Raw genomic sequence first — 21443 nt, 5'->3', positions numbered from 1 at the left:
CAGGGCTACAAAAAGCACCAGAAAAGCCGCCTTATTGGGCTGGCGTGGTAGGTGGCATTGGCGCTGTTTTACTATCAACAGCCTGTTCTTGGCCGGGAGTTGCTGGCTTTTCTTTCTTTTGGCCCCAATCGAACTCCTTAATCACCCATCGCGCACCGTTCGCTGGTGCACTTGGCGTATCGCCCGGCAACGACGTGCCGGCTGTTCTAGGTACGATGTGATAAGTACTGCCGCCGCTGTTAACCTTGATGTCCGTGACAACGCCTTGCTGGCGCTGCTGCGTGATGGTGTCTTCCGGCGCTTTCTCGTTTTTTTGAATGGTAATGGCAGGTTTTTCACCCTCTTCCAGATTCTGTAGTTCGGGCGGCGGCGGTGCCAGATTTGCAGGCCGCGGCGTATTCGTCTGCTGCTGTGCCTGCACCATTGATGTCGTCATTACACCAACCGCAGCAATTAAAAGCGCTGATAACGTTGCCACTGGCCAGACTTTAAGGTTATTCATGGTTTTTTGGATGCCATAGTTGTTCGTTGGTATCGAACTAGTAAAAAAATCTAGTTAGATGCAATGGTTCCATTGTAGCAAACCGGCCGTAACGATAGGGCACAAGTCGTAGATCAAGCCCAATTAGCACAGATAAATCGCACCTTTTTGGGGCTGTTGTTGTTGCTTGGCGATGTCACTGCCATTCATAGCGCAACGCTGTCGACCGGCAGGCTGGAAAGTCAGCGCTTAATCTTGTTTAAGCGAAGCCAATAGGAGTCGGACGAAATCGTCCAAATCCAGCTATCCTGGCCATAGGCAGGACCGACACTTTATATGTCGATCCCGTTGTAGTGCGGGTAAAAATTACAACAATGCGCCGGTGTCGGTATGACGGTCTACAGAATCTGCCAGCGATGTTTCACCTTTGTCATAAAAGTCGAAGACGGCATCTACAATCAGCGCAGGATCGTCGATAACCTGAATCAGATCAAGGTCTTTTGCGCCGATCATTCCAGTGGTAACCAACGTCGTACGGAACCACTCCAGCAGGCCTTCCCAGAACGTACTGCCGACTAAAATGATCGGAATCTTTCGACATTTCCCGGTCTGAATCAAGGTCAGGACCTCGGTTAGCTCATCCATGGTGCCAAAGCCGCCGGGTAATACGATATAGGCATCCGCATGCCGTACGAAGGCAACCTTACGCGCAAAAAAGTGGCGGAAACTTAACGAAATATCTTGCCACTTATTACTGCTTTGCTCGTGTGGTAGCTCAATATTGAGGCCAATCGAGGGTGACTTTCCTTCAAACGCGCCCTTATTGGCCGCTTCCATCAAACCAGGACCGCCGCCTGAAATAACCGCGAATCCAGCGTCCGAAAAGCGTCGTGCAATATCCGAACATTGTTCGTAATACGGGTTATCTTCTTTAATCCGCGCCGAGCCAAAGATGGAGACTGCAGGATGTAACTCAGACAGACGTTCGGTCGACTCGATAAACTCTGCCATAATTGTGAACATATGCCATGATTCGCGCGCCTTCTTGGAGGTAGCACGTTCGATGTCCGTCACTTGCCGCAACCGCGGTACATTTTTTCCGTTCGAGTTCGATTCCATATGCAAAAAACCCTGCTGTTAGTTGATGGTTCCAGTTACCTTTATCGGGCTTTTCATGCTCTGCCCGATATGCGCAATGCCGACAACGAGCCGACCGGCGCGTTGTACGGTATTTTAAATATGCTTCGTCGTTTACGTCTTGATTACCCTGCAGCTTACATTGCCTGCGTGTTCGATGCAAAAGGGAAAACGTTTCGTGACGATATGTATACCGAGTACAAGGCTACACGCGCTTCAATGCCGGAAGACCTAGTTAAACAGATTACGCCTATTCACGCTGCAGTGCGCGCTATGGGATGGCCTATTTTAATGGTTGAAGGTGTTGAAGCCGACGATGTCATCGGTACCTTGACAGTTCAGGCGGTCGCGCACGGGATGACCGCGGTGGTTTCCACCGGCGACAAGGACCTGGCGCAACTGGTTAATCAGCACGTGACACTGATTAACACAATGAATAATGAGAAATTGGATCCGCCGGGGGTAATTGCCAAATTTGGCGTTCCCCCAGACCGTATTGTTGACTACCTGACCTTGATCGGTGATACGGTCGATAATATTCCCGGCGTCTCTAAAGTTGGTCCGAAAACCGCGGTGAAATGGCTGGCCCAATACGATACGGTGGATCAAGTGATTGCCAATGCCGCAAACATCGGTGGCGCGGTGGGCGAAAATCTGCGGAAGGCGGTCGATTGGCTACCTCAGGCTAAAGCGCTGGTTACCGTTAAGACCGATTGCGATCTTAGCGAACACATGGGCTTATTTCCAGATTCACTGGCTATTTTGCCGCAAGATAGTGAAACATTAATCTCGCTTTATACGCGTTACAATTTTAAAACATGGCTACGTGAGCTTAGTAGTAGTGTGGCTAGCAGTGTGGCTGCAACGGCCAAAGTAGAAAATACCAGTAAAGCGGATGGCGATGAAAAAGTCGACCTGATCGATGCCGTCACGACGGCAGTGGAAAGTCTGGGGCAAAGTAGTTTGTTTCCGCGGGCGGTAACAAATTATGAGGCCGTCACGACCGAACAGCAACTTGATCACTGGATGACCGTCATTGCCGATGCGCCATTAACCTCGGTCGATACTGAGACAACCTCGCTTGATCCGATGACTGCACAATTAGTCGGTATTTCGCTCAGTTGCACTATAGGCGTGGCCGCGTATATTCCAGTAGCGCATCGGACGCAAGACGGCGCGCAACAGCTATCGTTGGAATTTGTATTGGGAAAAATGAAATCCTGGCTGGAAGATCCAATTAAGTTAAAAGTCGGCCAAAATTTAAAATACGACAGTCATATTTTTGCCAATCAAGGCGTGACACTACGCGGCATCGAGCACGATACGATGCTGGAATCGTATGTTTTCGAATCCCACCGTCCGCATGACATGGACAGCATGGCGTTGCGCCATCTTGGACATAAAACGATTACTTTTCAAGAGGTCTGCGGAAAAGGCGCGTCACAAATTTGTTTCGATGAAGTCGAGATTGCACGTGCCACTGAATATGCCGCGGAAGATGCTGACGTCACTTTGCGCTTGCATCAGACTATGTGGCCGCATATTGAGAGCGACGAAAAGCTGCGTTTTATTTACGAAAGTATCGAAGTCCCAACCGCGGTTGTTTTACAAAAAATTGAACGCAATGGCGTCTTGATCGATGCGGGTTTGTTGAAGACCCAATCGAATGAAATAGGTAAACGCCTGTTGGAAATTGAACAGCAAGCTTATATCCTGGCGGGTCAGCCATTCAATCTTAATTCTCCTAAACAATTGGGAGAAATTTTCTTTGAAAAGCTGCAATTACCAATCATCAAGAAAACGCCTTCCGGTGCACCGTCGACCGATGAAGAAGTACTGCAAAAGCTAGCGGAAGACTATCCGCTACCGAAGATTTTGCTCGATTATCGTAGTCTTTCAAAGTTGAAGTCGACCTATACCGACAAGTTGCCGAAAATGGTCAATCAGTCTACTGGACGGGTGCATACCAACTACGCACAGGCGGTGGCGGTGACGGGGCGATTGGCTTCGAACGATCCGAATTTACAAAACATTCCCATCCGCACCGCCGAAGGGCGTCGTATCAGGGAGGCGTTCGTTGCGCCTGAAAATAGCGTGATCGTCTCGGCTGATTATTCGCAAATTGAACTACGTATCATGGCGCACATTTCCGGCGATGAAAACATGTTGCGGGCGTTTGCTGATGGTATTGATATTCACCGCGCAACCGGGGCCGAAATTTTCGGTGTAACAGCTTCGGATGTCAGTAGCGAGCAGCGTCGTTACGCCAAGGTGATTAACTTCGGTTTGATTTATGGCATGAGCGCGTTCGGTCTGGCAGGTAATCTGGGTATCGAGCGGGCGGCGGCGCAAATGTATATCGAAAAATATTTTATGCGCTTTTCCGGCGTCAAATTGTTTATGGACAACACGCGCTTGCAGGCCAAAGCGCAAGGTTACGTTGAAACGGTTTTCGGCCGTCGTTTATGGTTGCCAGAAATCAACTCGCCAAACGGACCACGCCGCCAAGGTGCAGAGCGCGCTGCGATTAACGCACCGATGCAAGGCACCGCTGCCGACTTGATTAAGTTGTCCATGATTGCCGTGCAGGGCTGGCTTGAGGCAGAACAGCTAAAATCCAAAATGGTGATGCAGGTCCATGATGAATTGGTGCTTGAAGTGCCGCAAGAAGAGTTGGAATTAGTTCGCGTAAAGTTGCCTGAACTGATGGCTAGCGTAGCAAAGTTACGGGTCCCGCTGATTGCCGAAGTCGGGGTTGGAAAAAATTGGGATGAAGCACATTGATGCTGGTTTGAATTGAGTCTGTATGAACGATGCGACGGTTTGTATCGTGTTGATGTCGCTCTCAGCGTACAAATGCTGAGAGCAGTTCATGCAAAGGAGTTAGACGTGGTTAGACAGTCTTAACCGTTTTTTAAATAATTCCATGTGTATTTCATCGCTTTCACGACGACAACTTGACCCACGATAGTTTCACCACTTTTTAGGAGAATCTGAGTGCCGAACTTAAAAGATGATTTTGATAGCCTGGTAGGAAAAGCGCGGTTATCCGACGACGTTGATCGCAGGACCTTTATTAAGACCGCCCTGGGCACCGGCTTTGCGGCTGCGGTTTTGCCGGTCTGCGCACAGACTGTGATTAAGACCGATACCATTGGATTGACCGCCGGTACTGTTGAAGTACAAATCAATGGTCTGACCGTGCCAATATACCGGGCCCAACCGGAAGGTAAGCGCAACTTGCCGGTAGTGCTGGTAATCTCCGAAATTTTTGGTGTACATGAACATATCGCGGACGTGGCACGACGTTTTGCGAAGCTTGGCTATCTGGCTATCGCACCCGATTTGTTTATTCGTCAGGGAAATCCGGCGGCCTTCGCCTCGATTGCGGAACTGCAAAAAGAAGTGATTTCGAAGGTGCCGGACGATCAGGTACTTGGGGATTTGGATGCCTGCGTAGCTTGGGCCAAAGAAAATGGTGGAAATATCGATAAGCTTGCCATTAACGGATTTTGTTGGGGCGGTCGCATTACGTGGTTGTACTGTGCCCACAATCCTAAAGTCACAGCGGGAGCGGCATGGTACGGCCGTCTGGTCGGCGATAAGAGCGCGCTCAATCCCCATCAACCGGTCGATATCGCAGCCGCATTGAAAGTGCCGGTACTCGGTTTATATGGCGGCAAAGATGAGGGAATTACGCAAGATAGTATTCAGCAAATGAAGGCTGCACTTGCAAAGGGCAGCAGCAAATCGACCTTTGTCGTGTATCCAAACTCAGGCCACGCGTTTAACGCGGATTATCGTTCGAGTTATGTTGAAGCTGACGCCAGGGATGGCTGGAAACGCGCCCTGGAATGGTTTAAAAGCCACGGTGTTAGTTGAGCTGAATTGAACGGCGTTGCTCTCGTTAGAGTAGTGCAATTTGAGTGACGCGCATCGTCGGAAGAGTGTGTAGGTCAGTTGCCTTTGCGACTAACCAAACACTCTTTTATTTACTACCGCCAGCGCTGTTTGGAAGGAATATCAAGCACCGGTGGCAATCGGGCGACTTGGATCTGCGCACCATTCGCTCCACGATCCAGGATACAACGCTGCGCCGTGCAAGCCAGCAATTTCCAAAGCCAGCAAGTTGTGACATGCAGTTACGCCAGATCCGCATTGCATCACTGCAGCCTGGGATGCACTGATAATGTTACTAAACTCTTCGTGCAGTTGATGACCCGGTTTAAAGCGTCCATCGGCTTGTAAATTATTTTTAAAGAAGCGATTTTTTGCACCAGGAATATGACCGCCGATGGGGTCTATGGTCTCGTTTTCGCCACGGAAGCGGTCCGGTGCGCGGGCATCGACCACAGTACGTTGTGGATTGGTTAAATTATTTAAAACATCCTGCGCATCAACGTTGGTGACTAACGCGGGTTTGATGCTGATAGTACCCTTCACGTTTGTAGTGACTGTGGTTGATAGCGTTTGCCCTTCTGCTAGCCAAGCCGCTAATCCACCATCAAGCACCGCTACGGAGGCATGACCAATTGAGCGCAGCAGCCACCAAAGTCGCGCAGCAAAGATGCCGCCTTGCGCATCGTAAGCAACGACCTCCGTATCGTCATTGATACCCCATTGGCGCAAAGTCGCGATCAGGGCATCTTGTTCTGGTAACGGATGGCGTCCTTTGAAAACGCCATCTGCAGCTAGCTTGGCACCAGATAAATCTTGATCGAGATGCGCGAATTGCGCCATAGGAATATGGCCAGAAGTATAGGCTGCGCGGCCAGCATCCAGATCGGCCAAATCGTGACGGCAATCGATTATGACCCAGTTCGCTTGCGGCGCATTTTGCAACAGGTTGGCAGCTGAAATCAGCGTGGTGTAAGGATGTTTGTTTGGCATAGCGATCTCCTGTAGTTCTTGCATGTAGCAGCGAATATATTGTACCCAAGCTTGCCATTTAAGTTCGCAATAGTGCCTTGAAATTCAATCTCACATTTGATACTTGGTTTATCGCTCGCTTTTGAGGCGATAAGCGATTTAGCAGTCGAGAATGTTCACTTTAATTATAGAGCGTTGTTGTCGATCAGCCGTTGATAATTAATGGCGGTAGCGACCACATAAAGGGGATTACAAAAAAATCATCAAACTTGGAAAATAAGATAAAGCAACTATCTCAGTAAATGTCGCAGTTGATGCGGACTAAATGCCACAAAGCGCTGCTAATCTTTGATGGCGCACTTATCGCTGCGAGGAACAAATTTGATGGTGTTTCAGCCATAATCAAGTTGAAAAGCGCGGGAGTACGAGCGATAAGTCAAAAACGAGGGAGAAGAAAGGAAGAGAAGAATGAATCTGAACGACTGATTTTTCGAAGTCGTACAGATTAAAGTAATTGATCAGCGGGTGTTAGTCGACGTTAGTTTTTGGTAGGTCCATCTGGCTGCGATACCATTCGTGGAAATGCTGCATACCATCCTCCATCGGTGATTGATATGGCCCGACTTCGCTTACGCCTCGCGCCATTAAAATACTGCGGCCAGCGTCCATGCGTAGCGCAATTTCATCATCTTCGACACAGGTTTCCATGTATGCAGCGCGTTCGGCCTCTACCATTTCGCGCTCGAATAACGCGATTTCTTCAGGGTAGTAGAACTCAACCACATTCGTTGTCTTTTGAGGCCCCCTTGGCCACAAAGTGGATACCACCAATACGTGGGGATACCATTCGACCATGATGTTTGGATATATTGTTAGCCAAATTGCACCGAATTTTGGTGGTTTGCCGTTGCCAAATTTGAGAACCTGTTCTTGCCATTTTTTGTAAGCCGGTGATCCGGATTTTGCCAGACCATGATTGACACCGACTGTTTGTACGCTGTAATCCTTGCTGAATTCCCACGTGAGATCGTCGCAACTGACAAAACTACCCAATCCGGGGTGAAACGGCTCAACGTGATAATCCTCCAGATAAACCTCAATAAAAGTTTTCCAGTTGTAATCGCATTCATGCACTTCAACGTGATCAAACAAATAGTTGCTGAAATCAAGGTCTTTCGACACCCCTAACTTGTTGAGTTTTTCCCCGACATTAAAGCCGTTTTCTTCAAACAGTAAGCCGTTCCAGCTTTGCAGCGGTGTTTGAGACAGGTTCATACATGGAGTTTCGCCGAAATGCGGCGCTCCGATGAGTTCACCTTTGAGGTCATAAGTCCAGCGATGTAGCGGACAGACGATAGTGCGGGCGTTGCCATGACCGTCGAGCATCTTCGCTTGACGATGACGACAGACGTTAGAAACTAGCACAATGCCCTCAGGATTGCGCACTAACATGCGGCCTTCATTTTCGGATGCCATTGTGGCGTAATCGCCAACATTGGGTACCATTAACTCGTGGCCAACATAACGTGGACCACTTTGAAATAGCTGTTGTATTTCGCGTTTTAACAGTGTTTCGTCAAAATAGACGTCGACTGGAAGTTGCGCATCAGACCGCGCCAGCGTGGCAAAAATAGCCAGATCGGACATTCCCGTCCCCCAAATTAATCTGCACCAACCTAAGAGAGAAAGAATCCGTAAAAATCTGTATTCAAATAATATAAAATTAATATGAAGCGGAAGTTTCGGACATAACCTACTATTATGCCACAGCTAGACTTGCTTTTCTCTATTTGACCATAAATTGCCGGATAATCCCTCAGAAATTCAACGGGTTATAACTGTTTGCACTAAAATAGCGGACACCACAATTAAGCACTCGCCTAGAGTTTCTGACTTTAGCTTTTGCTTCCCCGCAATCAGCCGTTACCATCTGCAGTGCTCGGCTTGGTATTGATTCAGATCAACGACGACATCGTGCAGGCTGGCCAATGACTGATGGTAAGGCAACATTATTTTGAACAGGCTTTAACAATTATGGCAAAGAACGCACTTTCTGCCAGTAATCCGGCATCATTTGAACAGGCAATGGCTGAATTGGAGCAACTTGTTGCCCAGATGGAAGCCGGTGAGTTACCGTTGGAGGCGTCGGTAGCGGCTTATAAACGCGGCTCAGAACTGGTTAAATTTTGCGCAGTACAACTCGATAAAGTTGATAGTCAGGTAAAAGTTCTGGAGGGAGATATGTTGAAACCTTTCGCCGCGCCCGCTGATCAGTCCGATGGAAGCGATGCATGACGGGTGCTGACAATACGACGGAAGCTATAGAGTCGCTTCACGCAATTGGAGTGCCGGATGATATTGCTGGGTTTTCTGAATGGATGCGGCAGATTCAGTCAGTAACTGAAGCTGCATTGACAACATTTTTGCCCTTGCCTACGGATGTTCCGGTACGCTTGCACCAGGCTATGCGTTATGCGGTTTTAGATGGCGGCAAGCGGATACGGCCTCTTTTGGTATTCGCGGCTGGTGAGCTGTTCGGAGCACCTCAACCTATGTTGGAACGCGCAGCAGCAGCAGTCGAAATGATTCATGCGTATTCGCTGGTGCATGACGATATGCCGTGTATGGACGACGACGCACTACGCCGCGGTAAACCGACCGTGCATGTGCAATATGATGAACCAACCGCATTATTAGTTGGCGATGCATTGCAGTCGCAAGCGTTTATTGTGTTGTCTGCCAATGTCGAGACTGTTGATCCGGTGCGCCAGATGATGATGTTGCGCTTGCTGGCGGCGGCGTCCGGGTCTTTCGGTATGTGCGGCGGTCAGGCAATCGATTTGGATAGTGTCGGTTTGCAGCTATCTCTGGATGCGCTGGAGTTGATGCATCGATTGAAGACCGGCGCCTTACTACGCGCCTCAGTCCTATTGGGGGCCACCAGCGGCAAGACGTTATCGTTCACGGAAGTGCAAGCATTGGAAGCATACGGTACGGCGATTGGGTTGGCGTTTCAGGTGGTCGACGATATCCTTGATGCGACTGCCGATTCAGCAACTTTAGGCAAGACAGCGGGCAAGGACGCAGCGAATAATAAACCAACCTATGTATCGATCATCGGGTTGACGGAATCGCAGGTATTGGCAGATAAGTTGCGTAACGACGCTCACGCGGCGATTGCGCCCTTTGGAAATAAAGCCCGTCGCCTGCGTGAATTGGCAGATTTGATTGTGCAGCGGAAAGCTTAGTCCCATGAATTTACTTAATACAATAAACAGCCCGGCCGACTTGCGCCTTTTAACGCGTGCGCAATTGCGACCGCTGGCTGATGAACTACGCGAATTCGTTATTGATTCCGTGTCCCAGACTGGCGGCCATTTGTCGTCAAATTTAGGAACCGTTGAACTGACAATCGCGCTGCATTACGTTTTTAATACGCCCGAAGATCGTATCGTATGGGACGTAGGTCACCAAACCTACCCGCACAAAATACTGACAGGTCGTCGTGATCAAATGAAAACCTTGCGTCAGTTTGAAGGTATTTCGGGATTTCCTCGTCGTGACGAGAGTGAATACGATACCTTTGGGACGGCGCATTCGTCAACATCGATTTCGGCAGCGCTGGGCATGGCCTTAGCCGCCAAGACCAAAGGTGAAAAGGATCGTCACGCTGTCGCAGTGATCGGTGACGGTGCAATGACCGCCGGTATGGTTTTTGAAGCGATGAACAACGCTGGCGTGTATGACGACATCAATATGTTGGTTATCTTAAATGACAACGATATGTCGATCTCTCCACCGGTCGGCGCATTGAATCGTTATCTGGCGCGCTTGATGTCCGGTCAATTTTATGCCAAGGCCAAAAATGTCGGCAAATCGATGCTGCCGGGACCAGTGTTGCAATTGGCCAAGCGGTTTGAAGAGCACGCCAAAGGCATGATTGTACCTGCCACCATGTTTGAGGAATTAGGTTTCAATTACATCGGTCCCATTGATGGGCATGATTTGGAATCGCTGATTCCAACGTTGCAAAATCTGAAGCATTTGAAAGGTCCGCAATTTTTGCACGTGGTAACAAAAAAAGGTCAGGGTTATAAGTTGGCTGAGGCCGATCCCGTGCTTTATCACGGGCCCGGAAAGTTTAATCCAGCCGTCGGCATCAAGCCAGCGACGTCCAGCAAGATGACGTATACGCAAGTTTTCAGTGACTGGCTATGCGATATGGCAGCGCAAGATGAAAAACTAATCGGTATTACGCCAGCAATGGCGGGCGGCTCTGGATTGGTGGAGTTTGAGCAGCGCTTTCCAGAGCGTTACTACGATGTTGGTATCGCCGAGCAACACGCGGTGACTTTTGCCGCTGGCCTTGCTTGCGAAGGCCTCAAGCCAGTTGTGGCGATTTATTCGACCTTCTTGCAACGTGCTTATGATCAATTGATACATGATGTCGCGCTGCAAAATCTGGATGTCACCTTTGCGCTTGATCGTGCTGGTCTGGTCGGAGCTGATGGCGCGACTCACGCTGGCAATTATGACATCGCTTTCTTGCGTTGTATTCCCAACATGGTGGTCATGGCTGCTTCTGACGAAAACGAATGTCGCCAGATGTTGTCGACAGCTTATCTCTACAAAGGGCCAGCCGCCGTGCGCTATCCCCGTGGCAGTGGTGTTGGCGCAGTGATTGATCAGGCATTAGTTGGGTTGCCATTTGGCAAAGGCGAGATTCGGCGCGAAGGTAAGGGAATAGCGATTTTGGCCTTTGGTACGATGGTTGCGCCAAGTCTTGAAGCGGCCGAAGCATTGAATGCGACCGTCGCTAATATGCGCTTCATTAAACCGCTGGATGTTGCGCTGTTACTCGAACTGGCAAATTCGCACGAGGCAATTGTCACTGTAGAAGAAGGTTCGATCATGGGTGGCGCTGGCGCCGCGGTGGCAGAAGCTTTGGCGGCGGCAGGATGTGTCAAACCGCTTCTGAATCTGGGTTTGCCCGATCGTTTTATCGATCATGGTGACGCTACACAGTTATTGGCGATGTGTGGTTTGAATGCAGAAGGAATTGCGGCGAGTATTCGTCAACGATTTGGCAAAGAGGTATTGCATTTGGTGGCTATGCAGAATTAGATTGGGTTTTTGATTCCCTCTGATGATGGGTGATTAAGTGTGTTGTCAGCTACGGTCTTCGATAGGTAATTTACAAAGACCGTAGTGAGTGCATTAGTGGACGATCCGGCCAATAAAAAAGTCTTCATCGGTGCAGTCTGATTTGCTTTGTTGGAGCATCTGCCCGAAGCAGAAAAGGAACGCATTACGCAACCGATCCAGATCACCATCGACGCTAAAATCTTGTCAACGCTCAGGTCTCATCAATAGCGCAATAGCGATCAAAGCGGCTCAAACGTCACTGCGCCCGACATTTTTCCACAAAACATCACTGCCGCCATCCAACCGATTTAACACCCGCGACAAAACAAACAACAAATCCGATAGTCGATTGACGTAAAGCCGCACAGGAACGTTGACCGTTTCACTCTTGCCCAGCGTGATGATACTGCGCTCAGCGCGGCGACACACTGTCCGGCAAACATGTGCCAGCGCCGCTGTGCGTGCTCCGCCAGGTAAAATAAATTCCCGTAACGGTGGCAAGTCTGCATTATATTTTTCGAGCAATGCGTCAAGTCGCGCCACTTGTGACTCCTTGATCATCACGTAACCCGGAATACACAACTCGCCACCGAGATCGAATAAATCATGCTGAATCGTCAGCAGATCATCGCGCAAAGTAGTCGGTAATACCTCGCAGAGTAAAACACCGAGATGTGAGTTCAGTTCATCGACATCGCCAATTGCGTGAATCCGCAGACTATCTTTGTCTGTGCGGCTACCGTCGCCAAGGCCAGTTGTGCCGTTGTCGCCCGTGCGCGTAGCTATTTTTGAGAGTCGATTACCCATGTTGGTTGTATATAGTGAAATTATAGTGAGATAGGCGATTACTTTACACTAGTGGCCCAATGCCGTGACAAATTCCCGGCAATCGCTATCGAAGAGTAAAATCTTAACAAAACGGAGACTCTTATGAATCATATCGCCACATTGGCAGCATTAAAAAAGCCGCTGCCTGACGCGTTGCTTGTTGTACTCAAAACCTTATTTGGGGACCGCTTCTCCACTACGCATGCCATGCGCGCGCATCACGGTAGTGACGAATCGTCCTACGATCCGATGTTGCCTGATGCCGTGGTGTTTGCTGAGTCGACCGAAGATGTCGCGGCGACCGTCAAATTGTGCAGTGAATATCAAATACCGCTCATTCCGTACGGTTGCGGGACATCTCTGGAAGGCCATATATTGGCCTTGCAAGGCGGTATTTCGATCGACTTGTCACGCATGAATCGTCTGTTGGCGGTGCACGCTGAAGATATGACCGCTACGGTTCAGGCCGGTGTGACGCGCAAGCAGATCAATCACGAAATCAAAGATAGCGGACTGTTTTTCCCCATTGATCCGGGTGCTGATGCGTCGCTTGGTGGCATGGCCGCGACGCGTGCGTCCGGGACTAACGCCGTGCGTTACGGCACCATGCGTGAGAACACTTTGGCGCTGACCGTCGTCACATCGGATGGCCGTATTATCAAAACCGGCACGCGCGCTAAAAAATCTTCCGCTGGCTATGATCTGACGCGCATATTTGTCGGTAGTGAAGGGACGTTGGGCATTATTACAGAGGTGACCGTTCGGCTATATCCGCAGCCCGAAGCTATTTCTGCGGCGGTGTGTTCGTTCGAGACTATCGGTGACGCCGTCAACTCAGTGATTCAGATTATTCAGCTTGGTGTACCGATTGCGCGGGTCGAATTTCTCGATGAAAATAGTGTCAAGGCGATTAATGCCAATGCTAAATTAGGCTTGCCAGAAAAACCATTATTACTATTTGAGTTTCACGGCAGCGAAAACGGCGTGAAAGAACAAGCCGAAGTGGTCCAGTCCGTGGTCAATGAGTTCCACGCAATTGGCTTCGAATGGGCGACGCAGCCTGAAGATCGTTCACGTTTGTGGGCTGCGCGACATAACGCTTTTTTTTCGCTCTTGCAGTTGCGTCCGGGATCTCGCGCCATATCAACCGATTGTTGCGTGCCGATTTCGCGCTTAGCAGAGTGCATGTTGTCGACCAAAGCAGATTGCGATGCTCACGGCATGATTTATTCGATATTAGGCCATGTTGGTGATGGCAATTTTCATGTGCAAATGCTGGTTGATCCAGATAATGCGGTGGAGATTGCTTGCGCCGAAGGTATTAATAGTCGCATGGTGGCGTTAGCGATTTCGATGGATGGAACTTGCACCGGTGAACATGGTGTCGGCTTGCATAAGATGGATTTTTTGATCGCTGAACATGGCGACGCCGCGATTGAGACTATGCGGGTGCTGAAGCATGCTTTTGATCCGAAGAATATTCTTAATCCCGGTAAAATTATTCGTTGGTAGGGCGATACGACTATCTATAAAAGCAAAATGGATACTTTCAGTTAGTCCTAAAAGTATCTTCGGCCCTAAGCGTTGCAGCGCGGTATGCTACAGCGTTCAGTGATTGCAACATCAGATCAGTGAATCACTAAATCGCACTTTCGGATATCGAATGAAAATTGCCTCATACGGAATATGCTAAACAAGTCCTCCATCGCGACCCGATTGCCACCGGTCCACGCCCTGTCGGCGTTCGAGGCCGCAGCGCGCCATAACTCATTTGCACTCGCTGCCGATGAGTTATGCATTACGCCTTCGGCGCTGTCGCACCGGATTCGCTTGCTTGAGGATTTCGTCGGTGAGCGGCTGTTTAGTCGTGAAGGGCGCACCGTCACTTTGTCGGAATTTGGCCGCCGGTATCTGGACGTGGTACGCAATGCTTTGCGCACGTTAATTGAGTTTCCGATGCCGCATCGCGCTTCTCAGGCGCAGCCGCGGATCAAAATAACAGTGCCACCCACCTTTGCACGCTATTTGCTGATTCCGCATTTAGGCAGTTTTATCGCAGAGCATCCGGACATAGTTGTAGAAATATTCTTGTCGGTTCCGCTGTACGACTTAAGTCTTTCGGAAAGTGATATTGAAGTGCGTTTTGGCGCTGGCAGATATCCCAACACCACGACCGAAAAACTCTTCGAGGAACCTGCGTTTGCCGTTGCTACGCCGGATTATTTGCGTCAAATCGGTGGTATTGATACGCCTGCCGATTTGCGCAAGGCAACACTATTACGCTCTGCTTTAGAGCCTTGGCAGCCTTGGTTTGAGGCAGCCGGATTGGATTGGCCGGAGCCTGCGTCGGGATTGCGCGCAGACGATTTAGGATTGCTGCTTGAGTTGATTCGAAATGGATTTGGCGTCGGATTGACGCGCAAACACTTTGCACAAAAAATGATCGCAGATGGAGAGTTGGTGCAATTGTTTGACGTGAGTCTGACTTCTCCGCCGCATGCTTATTATCTGGTGTACGAGCAAAAGCCCTATGAACGTCCGGAAGTGACGATTTTCATTGCCTGGATGAAAAAAACCTTCAAACGACTTTAAAAAATCGATTTGCGTAGCCTGTCTTACTCGAGCGGTTTTGAAACACGTGAAAAAAATTCATCCGCACAGCATAAGAGTTTCAGCCGCAGATGTTACATAAGCGCCGCCTGACAATGACATTTTCGCTATACTCTGCACTACAAAGCGTGCGCGGGCGGGCGAGAGTGATGGCGTATTCATGGCCTGTTCGGCATGGTTAAAGTCAGGTAACTGATTCCCTTCTCTCTTAAAGTCTGAATTAAAGTTTGTCATTTAGCCTCCGACAGCACGTTACTACCTTACAGTTATCTCGCATAGGAATCGCATGAACGCCCCCGCAGAGACTTCAATTACACCTTCTTTTACTGCTGAACGGCAACGTCAGGTTGCTGCTGCGTTGCGTGCTGTTCTGCCGACGCATTCAGTGCTATTCAATGAGGAGGACACGCGCCCCTACGAGTGTGATGGTTTGGCCGCGTATCGGCAATTACCAATGGTCGTCGCGTTGCCGGAAAACGAGGCGCAAGTTGCCGCGATTCTCAAGATTTGCCGTGATCTGAAAGTACCGATCGTGCCACGCGGCGCGGGAACGGGCTTGTCCGGTGGGGCAATGCCGATTGCCGATGGCGTTGTAGTGTCGACGGCCAAACTTAACCGTATCGTCAAAATGGACGCCTATTCCCGTACCGCGGTTGTCCAGCCGGGCGTGCGTAATCTAGCCATTTCTGACGCTGCGGCGGCACATAATTTGTATTACGCACCAGACCCGTCATCGCAGATTGCCTGCACGATAGGTGGTAACGTTGCAGAAAACTCGGGCGGCGTTCATTGCCTGAAATACGGCCTCACGGTGCATAACGTCATGCGCGTGCGTATGGTTACGATTGATGGTGAGATCGTCGAACTGGGCGGCGCGTCGCTGGACGCACCGGGCCTCGATTTGCTTTCCGTTTTTGTCGGCTCCGAAGGCATGCTCGGTATCGTCACTGAAGTCACCGTCAAGCTCATTCCAAAACCACAACTGGCTCGCGTCATTATGGCGTCGTTCGACGATGTCGTAAAAAGCGGCAATGCTGTTGCCAACGTGATTGCCGCCGGGATTATTCCCGCCGGTTTGGAGATGATGGATAAAACCAGTTCGCGCATGGTTGAACCGTTTGTCAAAGCCGGTTACGACATTGATGCCGCCGCAATTTTGCTATGCGAGTCGGACGGTACAACTGAAGAAGTAGAGGAAGAAATCGGTCGTATGAGCGCGGTACTTGATGCCAGCGGCGCGACCCGGATTGAGGTGTCGCAATCGGAAGCTGAGCGACTGCGGTTTTGGTCTGGACGCAAAAATGCGTTCCCGGCGGCAGGGCGTATTTCACCTGATTATTATTGTATGGACGGGACGATTCCAAGGAAAAATCTGGCGCAAGTATTGCTGCGGATTGAAGAAATGGAAACCAAACATGGCTTACGTTGCGCTAACGTGTTCCATGCCGGTGATGGTAATTTGCACCCTTTGATTTTGTTCGATGCAAACGTGCCGGGCGAGTTTCATCGTGCTGAAGCTTTTGGCGCTGAAATTCTGGAGTTGTGTGTCGAAGTCGGTGGCACGATTACCGGTGAACATGGTGTTGGAATTGAAAAAATTAATTCGATGTGTGTGCAGTTTTCGCCACTCGAGCGTGAGGCATTCTTTGGCGTAAAGCGAGCGTTTGACACGGCGTTTTTGCTCAACCCCGATAAGGCAATCCCGACGTTACAACGATGTGCCGAATACGGGAAAATGCACGTAAAGCGTGGTCAACTAAAATTCCCGGATTTGCCGCGGTTCTAAAAAATAGTGCGACGTTGCCAGAAAAAATGAAAACAGGTCTGGAAATCAGGCCAAAAGCGAGACCAGAAACGAGACGATGGATAATCAAAAATTTAAGGATCAGATCCTTTCCGCCAACAGCACAGGAAGTGCGCTGCAAATTCGCGGCGGCGGGACCAAAGATTGGTACGGCCAAACGCCGCAAGGCGCGGTGCTTGACACCCGCGAACACAGCGGCATCATCGATTACGAGCCTACCGAACTAGTGATTACCGCACGTTGCGGCACGCCCTTGGCAGACATTGAGACCGCACTCGCAGAACGCGGTCAGTCGCTTGCATTCGAGCCTCCGCACTTTGGCGCAAATGCCACCGTCGGCGGTATGGTGGCGAGTGGATTATCTGGTCCTTCTCGGCAGTCGGTTGGCGCTTTACGCGATTATGTATTAGGCGTGGTGTTGATGGATGGCAAAGGCGATGTGCTGCATTTTGGCGGTCAAGTCATGAAGAACGTTGCTGGTTATGATGTCTCACGTTTATTAACCGGATCGATGGGTACGCTGGGTTTGATACTTGAAGCGTCTATCAAAGTGCTGCCACGCGCAATTGCGAGCAGCAGTCGCCGTTTTATGGTCGCCGAGGCTGAAGCGCTACGTTGGTTGAACGAATGGGGTGGTCAACCATTGCCGATTTCTGCCAGTTGCTGGTGTGATGGCGTATTGACCGTTCGATTAGCCGGCGCACAAGCTGCGGTCAGCGCAGCAGAGAAAAAAATGGGCGGCGAAGCAGTGTCCGATGCCGACGCTTTCTGGCAGGGAGTACGTGAGCAAACGCATGCATTTTTTGATACACAATCGCCAATTTGGCGTTTGTCGGTGCCATCTGTAACACCTCCGCTTGCGTTATCAGGAACGTCAATGATTGAGTGGGGCGGCGCGCAACGCTGGTTGCTCACTGATGCCAATCCTTTGGATATACGGGCCGCTGCCAGTGCAGTCGGAGGACACGCGACTCTGTATCGCGGTGGCGATAAGAATGTCGGCGTATTCCAGCCGTTAGCGCCAGCAGTCTCAAAAATTCATCATAATTTGAAAGCGACGTTTGATCCGGCCAGAATTTTTAATCGCGGACGAATGTATCAGGATTTATAAGATAAAAATGTTTTTTTGCGAACGGTCATTGTGCGATACAAGTGACGCGTTTTCTACGACACATTTTTTTGCGTTTAATTTAATGCACCGACTGCGTCAGGCATGCGCAATTGTTAGCACGCCAGCATAGAGAAGGGTAGTGAATTTCCCCGCAAGGATATTTGCCAACTCTCGATGCAAGCCAATAACTGAACCTCAGGATTCTATGCAAACCAATTTAGCGCCATTCATCAAAGATACCCGCGAAGGCCAGGAGGCCGAGGCAATTTTGCGCGCCTGTGTGCATTGCGGATTTTGCACTGCCACCTGTCCCACCTATCAGATTTTGGGTGATGAGCTGGATGGACCGCGTGGACGGATTTATCTCATCAAGCAAGTTCTGGAAGGACAACCCGCCACGGCCAAGACACAGCTGCATTTGGATCGCTGCCTGACATGCCGCAATTGCGAATCGACTTGCCCATCCGGTGTGGAATACGGCCGACTACTGGATATTGGTCGCAAGGTTGTCGACGATCAAGTACCAAGATCATTAGAGCAGCGCATCACACGGACGGCATTGAAACAACTGCTACCGCGCAAATGGCTATTCACGCCTGCGTTTAAAACGGGGCAAGCTTTGCGTTCCTGGATGCCGCAAAAACTGAAAGAAAAATTACCGGCAAAACAGGCGGCCGGAAGCTGGCCGCAACGCCAGCATGCACGCAAAATGTTACTTCTCGATGGCTGCGTGCAACCAGCGATGGCACCCAATATCAATAGCGCAACCGCGCGAGTATTGGACGCGCTGGAAGTACAAGTATTAATTGCCCCCAAAGCAGGTTGTTGCGGGGCGATTCGTTATCACCTTAACGACCACGAAGGCGGCCTTGATGATATGCGCCGCAATATCGACGCATGGTGGCCGTATGTCGATGGTAGCAATGGTCAAAAGATTGAGGCGATTGTGATGACTGCATCGGGTTGCGGCACTACCGTCAAAGAATACGGACACTTGTTGGCTGCCGATGCTGAGTACGCCGAAAAAGCGCAAAAAATCTCTGCGCTGACACGTGATTTAAGTGAGATTTTGCCTGAGCTTGAGACGCCGTTACTCGCTAAATTAAAAGGGAAAATCAGTAAGCGTGTTGTCTTTCATCCGCCGTGCACTTTGCAGCATGGTCAACAAATTCGCGGCAAGGTAGAGGGTTTGCTACGTGGCGCTGGCGTTGACGTGCAACTGTGTGCTGACAGTCACCTGTGTTGCGGTTCGGCCGGGACTTATTCTGTGTTGCAACCAGAACTCTCGCATCAGTTGCGGGATAACAAATTGCGTAATCTGGAAGCTACGCAGCCTGAGATGATCGTATCTGCCAACATTGGTTGTCTGACGCATTTACAGTCGGGAACGCAGACGCCTGTGAAGCATTGGATTGAGCTGTTGGATCAGGCTTTAGGGCAGCCTGCGGTGCATTAAACAAGTTGCACCTTTCACGCTAATGTGGTCGCCATGCAATGCTATGGCGGCCTTTTTTTTGCATCAGAATCTTTATTTTCGTGCGGTTTGAAGAGGCTTATTAAAATAAATATGCTTATTAAAAAAGACAAATTTAACAAGTTTATTGTTATTTAGTTAAATATATTTTGGCAAAATAATATTGCTATCGCACAATAAATGTCTATAAAAAAATTTGCCTTTCAATGTTCGAATTCGAACATTATAATTTCGAATGTAAATATTTAATGTCCATTTGCAACTAAAGTGCCCAACTTGAGTCAATTAACGGTAAATAGTTGACGATTATCAGTAGGCGAAATCGAGGGGAAATTGTGAGCGCAGGAAAAATTGTTGATTTGTTAGTGGTGGGTGGCGGTGTTAATGGCGCAGGCATTGCGCGAGATGCTGCCGGGCGAGGTCTAAGCGTGTTTCTGTGCGAGCAGGACGATTTGGCCGCGCACACGTCCTCCGCCAGCACAAAGCTGATCCACGGTGGCCTTCGCTATTTAGAACACTACGAATTTAGTCTCGTGCGCAAGGCATTACAAGAGCGGGAAATATTGCTGCGTCTCGCACCGCATATCATTTCACCTTTGCGCTTCGTTATGCCGCATGTCTCCAGCCTGCGGCCAGCATGGATGATCCGTGCGGGCTTATTTTTGTATGACCATCTGAGCAAACGTGAAGTATTACCTGGTTCACATGGCATTGATTTCCGCACGCATATCTCTGGCGGACCGTTAAAAAAGTCGTTGAAAAAAGGTTTTGTCTATTCAGACGCCGCAGTGCAGGATGCGCGCCTAGTAGTTCTCAATGCGATGGATGCGCGGGAGCGTGGCGCGACCATTCTCACTAAAACACGCTTGATTGCAGCAAAGCAAGGACCGCAACATTGGGATGCGACGTTGCAGTCGACGCTTAACGGCGAAACCACGCTCGTGCAAGCGCGCTGTGTTGTCAACGCAGCGGGGCCTTGGGTCGGGAGTTTGCTAAGCGGTGCATTGAATACCTCGGCACGACACCATGTCCGCCTGGTTAAGGGTAGCCATATCGTGACAAAACGGTTGTTTGATCATGATCACGCTTATATTTTTCAAAATCCGGATAAACGGATCGTGTTCGCGATTCCTTACGAAAACGATTTCACCGCAATTGGTACGACCGATGTCGAATACAGCGGCGACCCAAGCAAGGTTGATATTTCGGAAGAAGAAACAGCTTATCTATGCGAATCGGTGAATCGCTATTTCGATATCCCTGTATCGCCATCGCAAGTTGTCTGGTCGTGGTCCGGCGTTCGCCCATTGCTTGAGGAAGAAGTTGCGAATCCTTCTGCCGTGACCCGAGACTATCGTCTGGACCTGACGGCTGAAAACAATCTCGCCCCGGTGTTATCTGTGTTTGGCGGAAAAATCACCACCTACCGGCGTTTGGCGGAAGAGGCGATGGAAAAGTTGCAGCCGTTGTTCAGCTATATGGAAACAGAAGACTGGACGGCACACGCGCCATTACCAGGTGGAGATATTGAAAATGCAGATTTTGCGCGGTTCCTGACGCAATTTCGGCAACGTTGCCCTTGGTTGCCAGTGGTGACCGCCAAGCGTTACGCGCATGCGTATGGGACCCGCGTAGACATGTTGTTGGACGGTATCCACGATGTGACGGAGCTCGGCGAATTATTCGGAGCTGATCTGTACGAGGTTGAGGTGCGCTATCTTATTGAACATGAGTGGGCGCTTACAGCAGAAGATATTATCTGGCGTCGTTCCAAGTTGGGTTTACGTTTAAATGCTGCTGAAGTCGCACGATTAACCGCATGGTTGCAAACTCAAAATAGCGTGAACATTAGTGCGCCGACCATTGAATGCACAGAAGGTATTTGAACCACTGGAAAATCCAGTGACAAAGCAGGCGACGGTTCATTCTTAACTAGTCAACGTTACTGTGATTGGTCAGCAGTTTTAGGGATAAAAATAATGGC

The 21443-nt window shown here is 49.8% G+C and carries 17 protein-coding genes; 11 read left to right on the top strand and 6 right to left on the bottom strand.

All coding sequences use genetic code 11. The features are described 5' to 3' along the window. Window positions 1–31: 31 nt before the first annotated feature. Both ACXX82_RS07650 and ACXX82_RS07645 read right to left on the bottom strand, forming a co-directional pair. A complete protein-coding gene (locus ACXX82_RS07650) occupies window positions 32–502 on the bottom strand; it encodes a hypothetical protein (protein WP_323506727.1) in 471 nt (156 codons plus the stop codon). Between the two features lie 345 nt (window positions 503–847). Next, the gene (locus tag ACXX82_RS07645) at window positions 848–1600 is read right to left on the bottom strand and encodes an LOG family protein (RefSeq protein ID WP_323506726.1); all 753 of its coding nucleotides are present in this window, start codon (window positions 1598–1600) and stop codon (window positions 848–850) included. On the opposite strand from ACXX82_RS07645, the gene polA reads away from it, so the two are divergent. Beyond that, on the top strand, window positions 1601–4402 hold the full coding sequence (polA, locus tag ACXX82_RS07640) for a DNA polymerase I (RefSeq protein WP_458562712.1): 2802 nt from the start codon (window positions 1601–1603) through the stop codon (window positions 4400–4402). It abuts the gene before it with no gap. A gap of 213 nt (window positions 4403–4615) precedes the next feature. Then, the gene (locus ACXX82_RS07635) at window positions 4616–5500 is read left to right on the top strand and encodes a dienelactone hydrolase family protein (protein ID WP_323506724.1); all 885 of its coding nucleotides are present in this window, start codon (window positions 4616–4618) and stop codon (window positions 5498–5500) included. A gap of 141 nt (window positions 5501–5641) precedes the next feature. Here the strand turns inward: ACXX82_RS07635 and ACXX82_RS07630 are convergent, their stop codons facing one another. Together ACXX82_RS07630 and ACXX82_RS07625 are read right to left on the bottom strand one after the other, a co-directional pair. Beyond that, on the bottom strand, window positions 5642–6508 hold the full coding sequence (locus ACXX82_RS07630; protein ID WP_458562711.1) for a sulfurtransferase: 867 nt from the start codon (window positions 6506–6508) through the stop codon (window positions 5642–5644). A 507-nt stretch (window positions 6509–7015) separates the two neighbouring features. Continuing rightward, window positions 7016–8134, bottom strand: a complete 1119-nt coding sequence (locus tag ACXX82_RS07625; protein WP_322233291.1) for an aromatic ring-hydroxylating oxygenase subunit alpha — start codon at window positions 8132–8134, stop codon at window positions 7016–7018. 387 nt (window positions 8135–8521) lie between these two features. Here ACXX82_RS07625 and ACXX82_RS07620 point away from each other — a divergent pair, with 387 nt between their 5' ends. The 3 genes from ACXX82_RS07620 to dxs all read left to right on the top strand — a co-directional run bounded on the left by ACXX82_RS07620 (window position 8522) and on the right by dxs (window position 11611). Beyond that, window positions 8522–8782, top strand: a complete 261-nt coding sequence (locus ACXX82_RS07620) for an exodeoxyribonuclease VII small subunit (RefSeq protein WP_322233289.1) — start codon at window positions 8522–8524, stop codon at window positions 8780–8782. 83 nt (window positions 8783–8865) lie between these two features. Then, the gene (locus ACXX82_RS07615) at window positions 8866–9735 is read left to right on the top strand and encodes a polyprenyl synthetase family protein (RefSeq protein WP_322240221.1); all 870 of its coding nucleotides are present in this window, start codon (window positions 8866–8868) and stop codon (window positions 9733–9735) included. 4 nt (window positions 9736–9739) lie between these two features. Beyond that, the gene (gene dxs / locus ACXX82_RS07610; RefSeq protein WP_322233287.1) at window positions 9740–11611 is read left to right on the top strand and encodes a 1-deoxy-D-xylulose-5-phosphate synthase; all 1872 of its coding nucleotides are present in this window, start codon (window positions 9740–9742) and stop codon (window positions 11609–11611) included. A gap of 270 nt (window positions 11612–11881) precedes the next feature. On the opposite strand, the gene ACXX82_RS07605 is transcribed toward dxs, so the two are convergent. After that, window positions 11882–12439 (bottom strand): cob(I)yrinic acid a,c-diamide adenosyltransferase, encoded by a 558-nt coding sequence (locus ACXX82_RS07605; RefSeq protein WP_322233285.1) that lies wholly within the window; start codon window positions 12437–12439, stop codon window positions 11882–11884. Window positions 12440–12562: 123 nt separating this feature from the next. Here ACXX82_RS07605 and ACXX82_RS07600 point away from each other — a divergent pair, with 123 nt between their 5' ends. Together ACXX82_RS07600 and ACXX82_RS07595 are read left to right on the top strand one after the other, a co-directional pair. Then, window positions 12563–13972, top strand: a complete 1410-nt coding sequence (locus ACXX82_RS07600) for an FAD-binding oxidoreductase (RefSeq protein WP_458562710.1) — start codon at window positions 12563–12565, stop codon at window positions 13970–13972. A 192-nt stretch (window positions 13973–14164) separates the two neighbouring features. Then, window positions 14165–15052 (top strand): LysR substrate-binding domain-containing protein, encoded by an 888-nt coding sequence (locus ACXX82_RS07595; RefSeq protein WP_322240219.1) that lies wholly within the window; start codon window positions 14165–14167, stop codon window positions 15050–15052. A 57-nt stretch (window positions 15053–15109) separates the two neighbouring features. Here ACXX82_RS07595 and ACXX82_RS07590 read toward each other — a convergent pair whose 3' ends face one another. Beyond that, entirely contained in the window at window positions 15110–15304 is a 195-nt protein-coding gene (locus tag ACXX82_RS07590; RefSeq protein ID WP_323506721.1) for a hypothetical protein, read from the bottom strand. 52 nt (window positions 15305–15356) lie between these two features. Between ACXX82_RS07590 and ACXX82_RS07585 the strand changes: the two genes are divergently transcribed. From ACXX82_RS07585 to glpD, 4 genes are all read left to right on the top strand, one after another. After that, window positions 15357–16856 carry an FAD-linked oxidase C-terminal domain-containing protein gene (locus tag ACXX82_RS07585; RefSeq protein ID WP_322233279.1) on the top strand — a complete coding sequence of 500 codons (1500 nt, stop codon included), beginning with the start codon at window positions 15357–15359 and terminating at the stop codon, window positions 16854–16856. Between the two features lie 76 nt (window positions 16857–16932). Further along, window positions 16933–17985, top strand: coding sequence for a glycolate oxidase subunit GlcE (gene glcE, locus ACXX82_RS07580; RefSeq protein WP_458562709.1), 1053 nt, complete (start codon window positions 16933–16935; stop codon window positions 17983–17985). Between the two features lie 205 nt (window positions 17986–18190). Next, window positions 18191–19441 carry a glycolate oxidase subunit GlcF gene (gene glcF, locus ACXX82_RS07575; RefSeq protein WP_322233275.1) on the top strand — a complete coding sequence of 417 codons (1251 nt, stop codon included), beginning with the start codon at window positions 18191–18193 and terminating at the stop codon, window positions 19439–19441. 353 nt (window positions 19442–19794) lie between these two features. Then, window positions 19795–21345, top strand: a complete 1551-nt coding sequence (gene glpD, locus ACXX82_RS07570; RefSeq protein WP_322233273.1) for a glycerol-3-phosphate dehydrogenase — start codon at window positions 19795–19797, stop codon at window positions 21343–21345. Window positions 21346–21443 lie beyond the last annotated feature (98 nt).

It is taken from the genome of Glaciimonas sp. GNP009, assembly GCF_054343755.1.
This window is presented reverse-complemented; position numbering and strand designations above follow the sequence as displayed.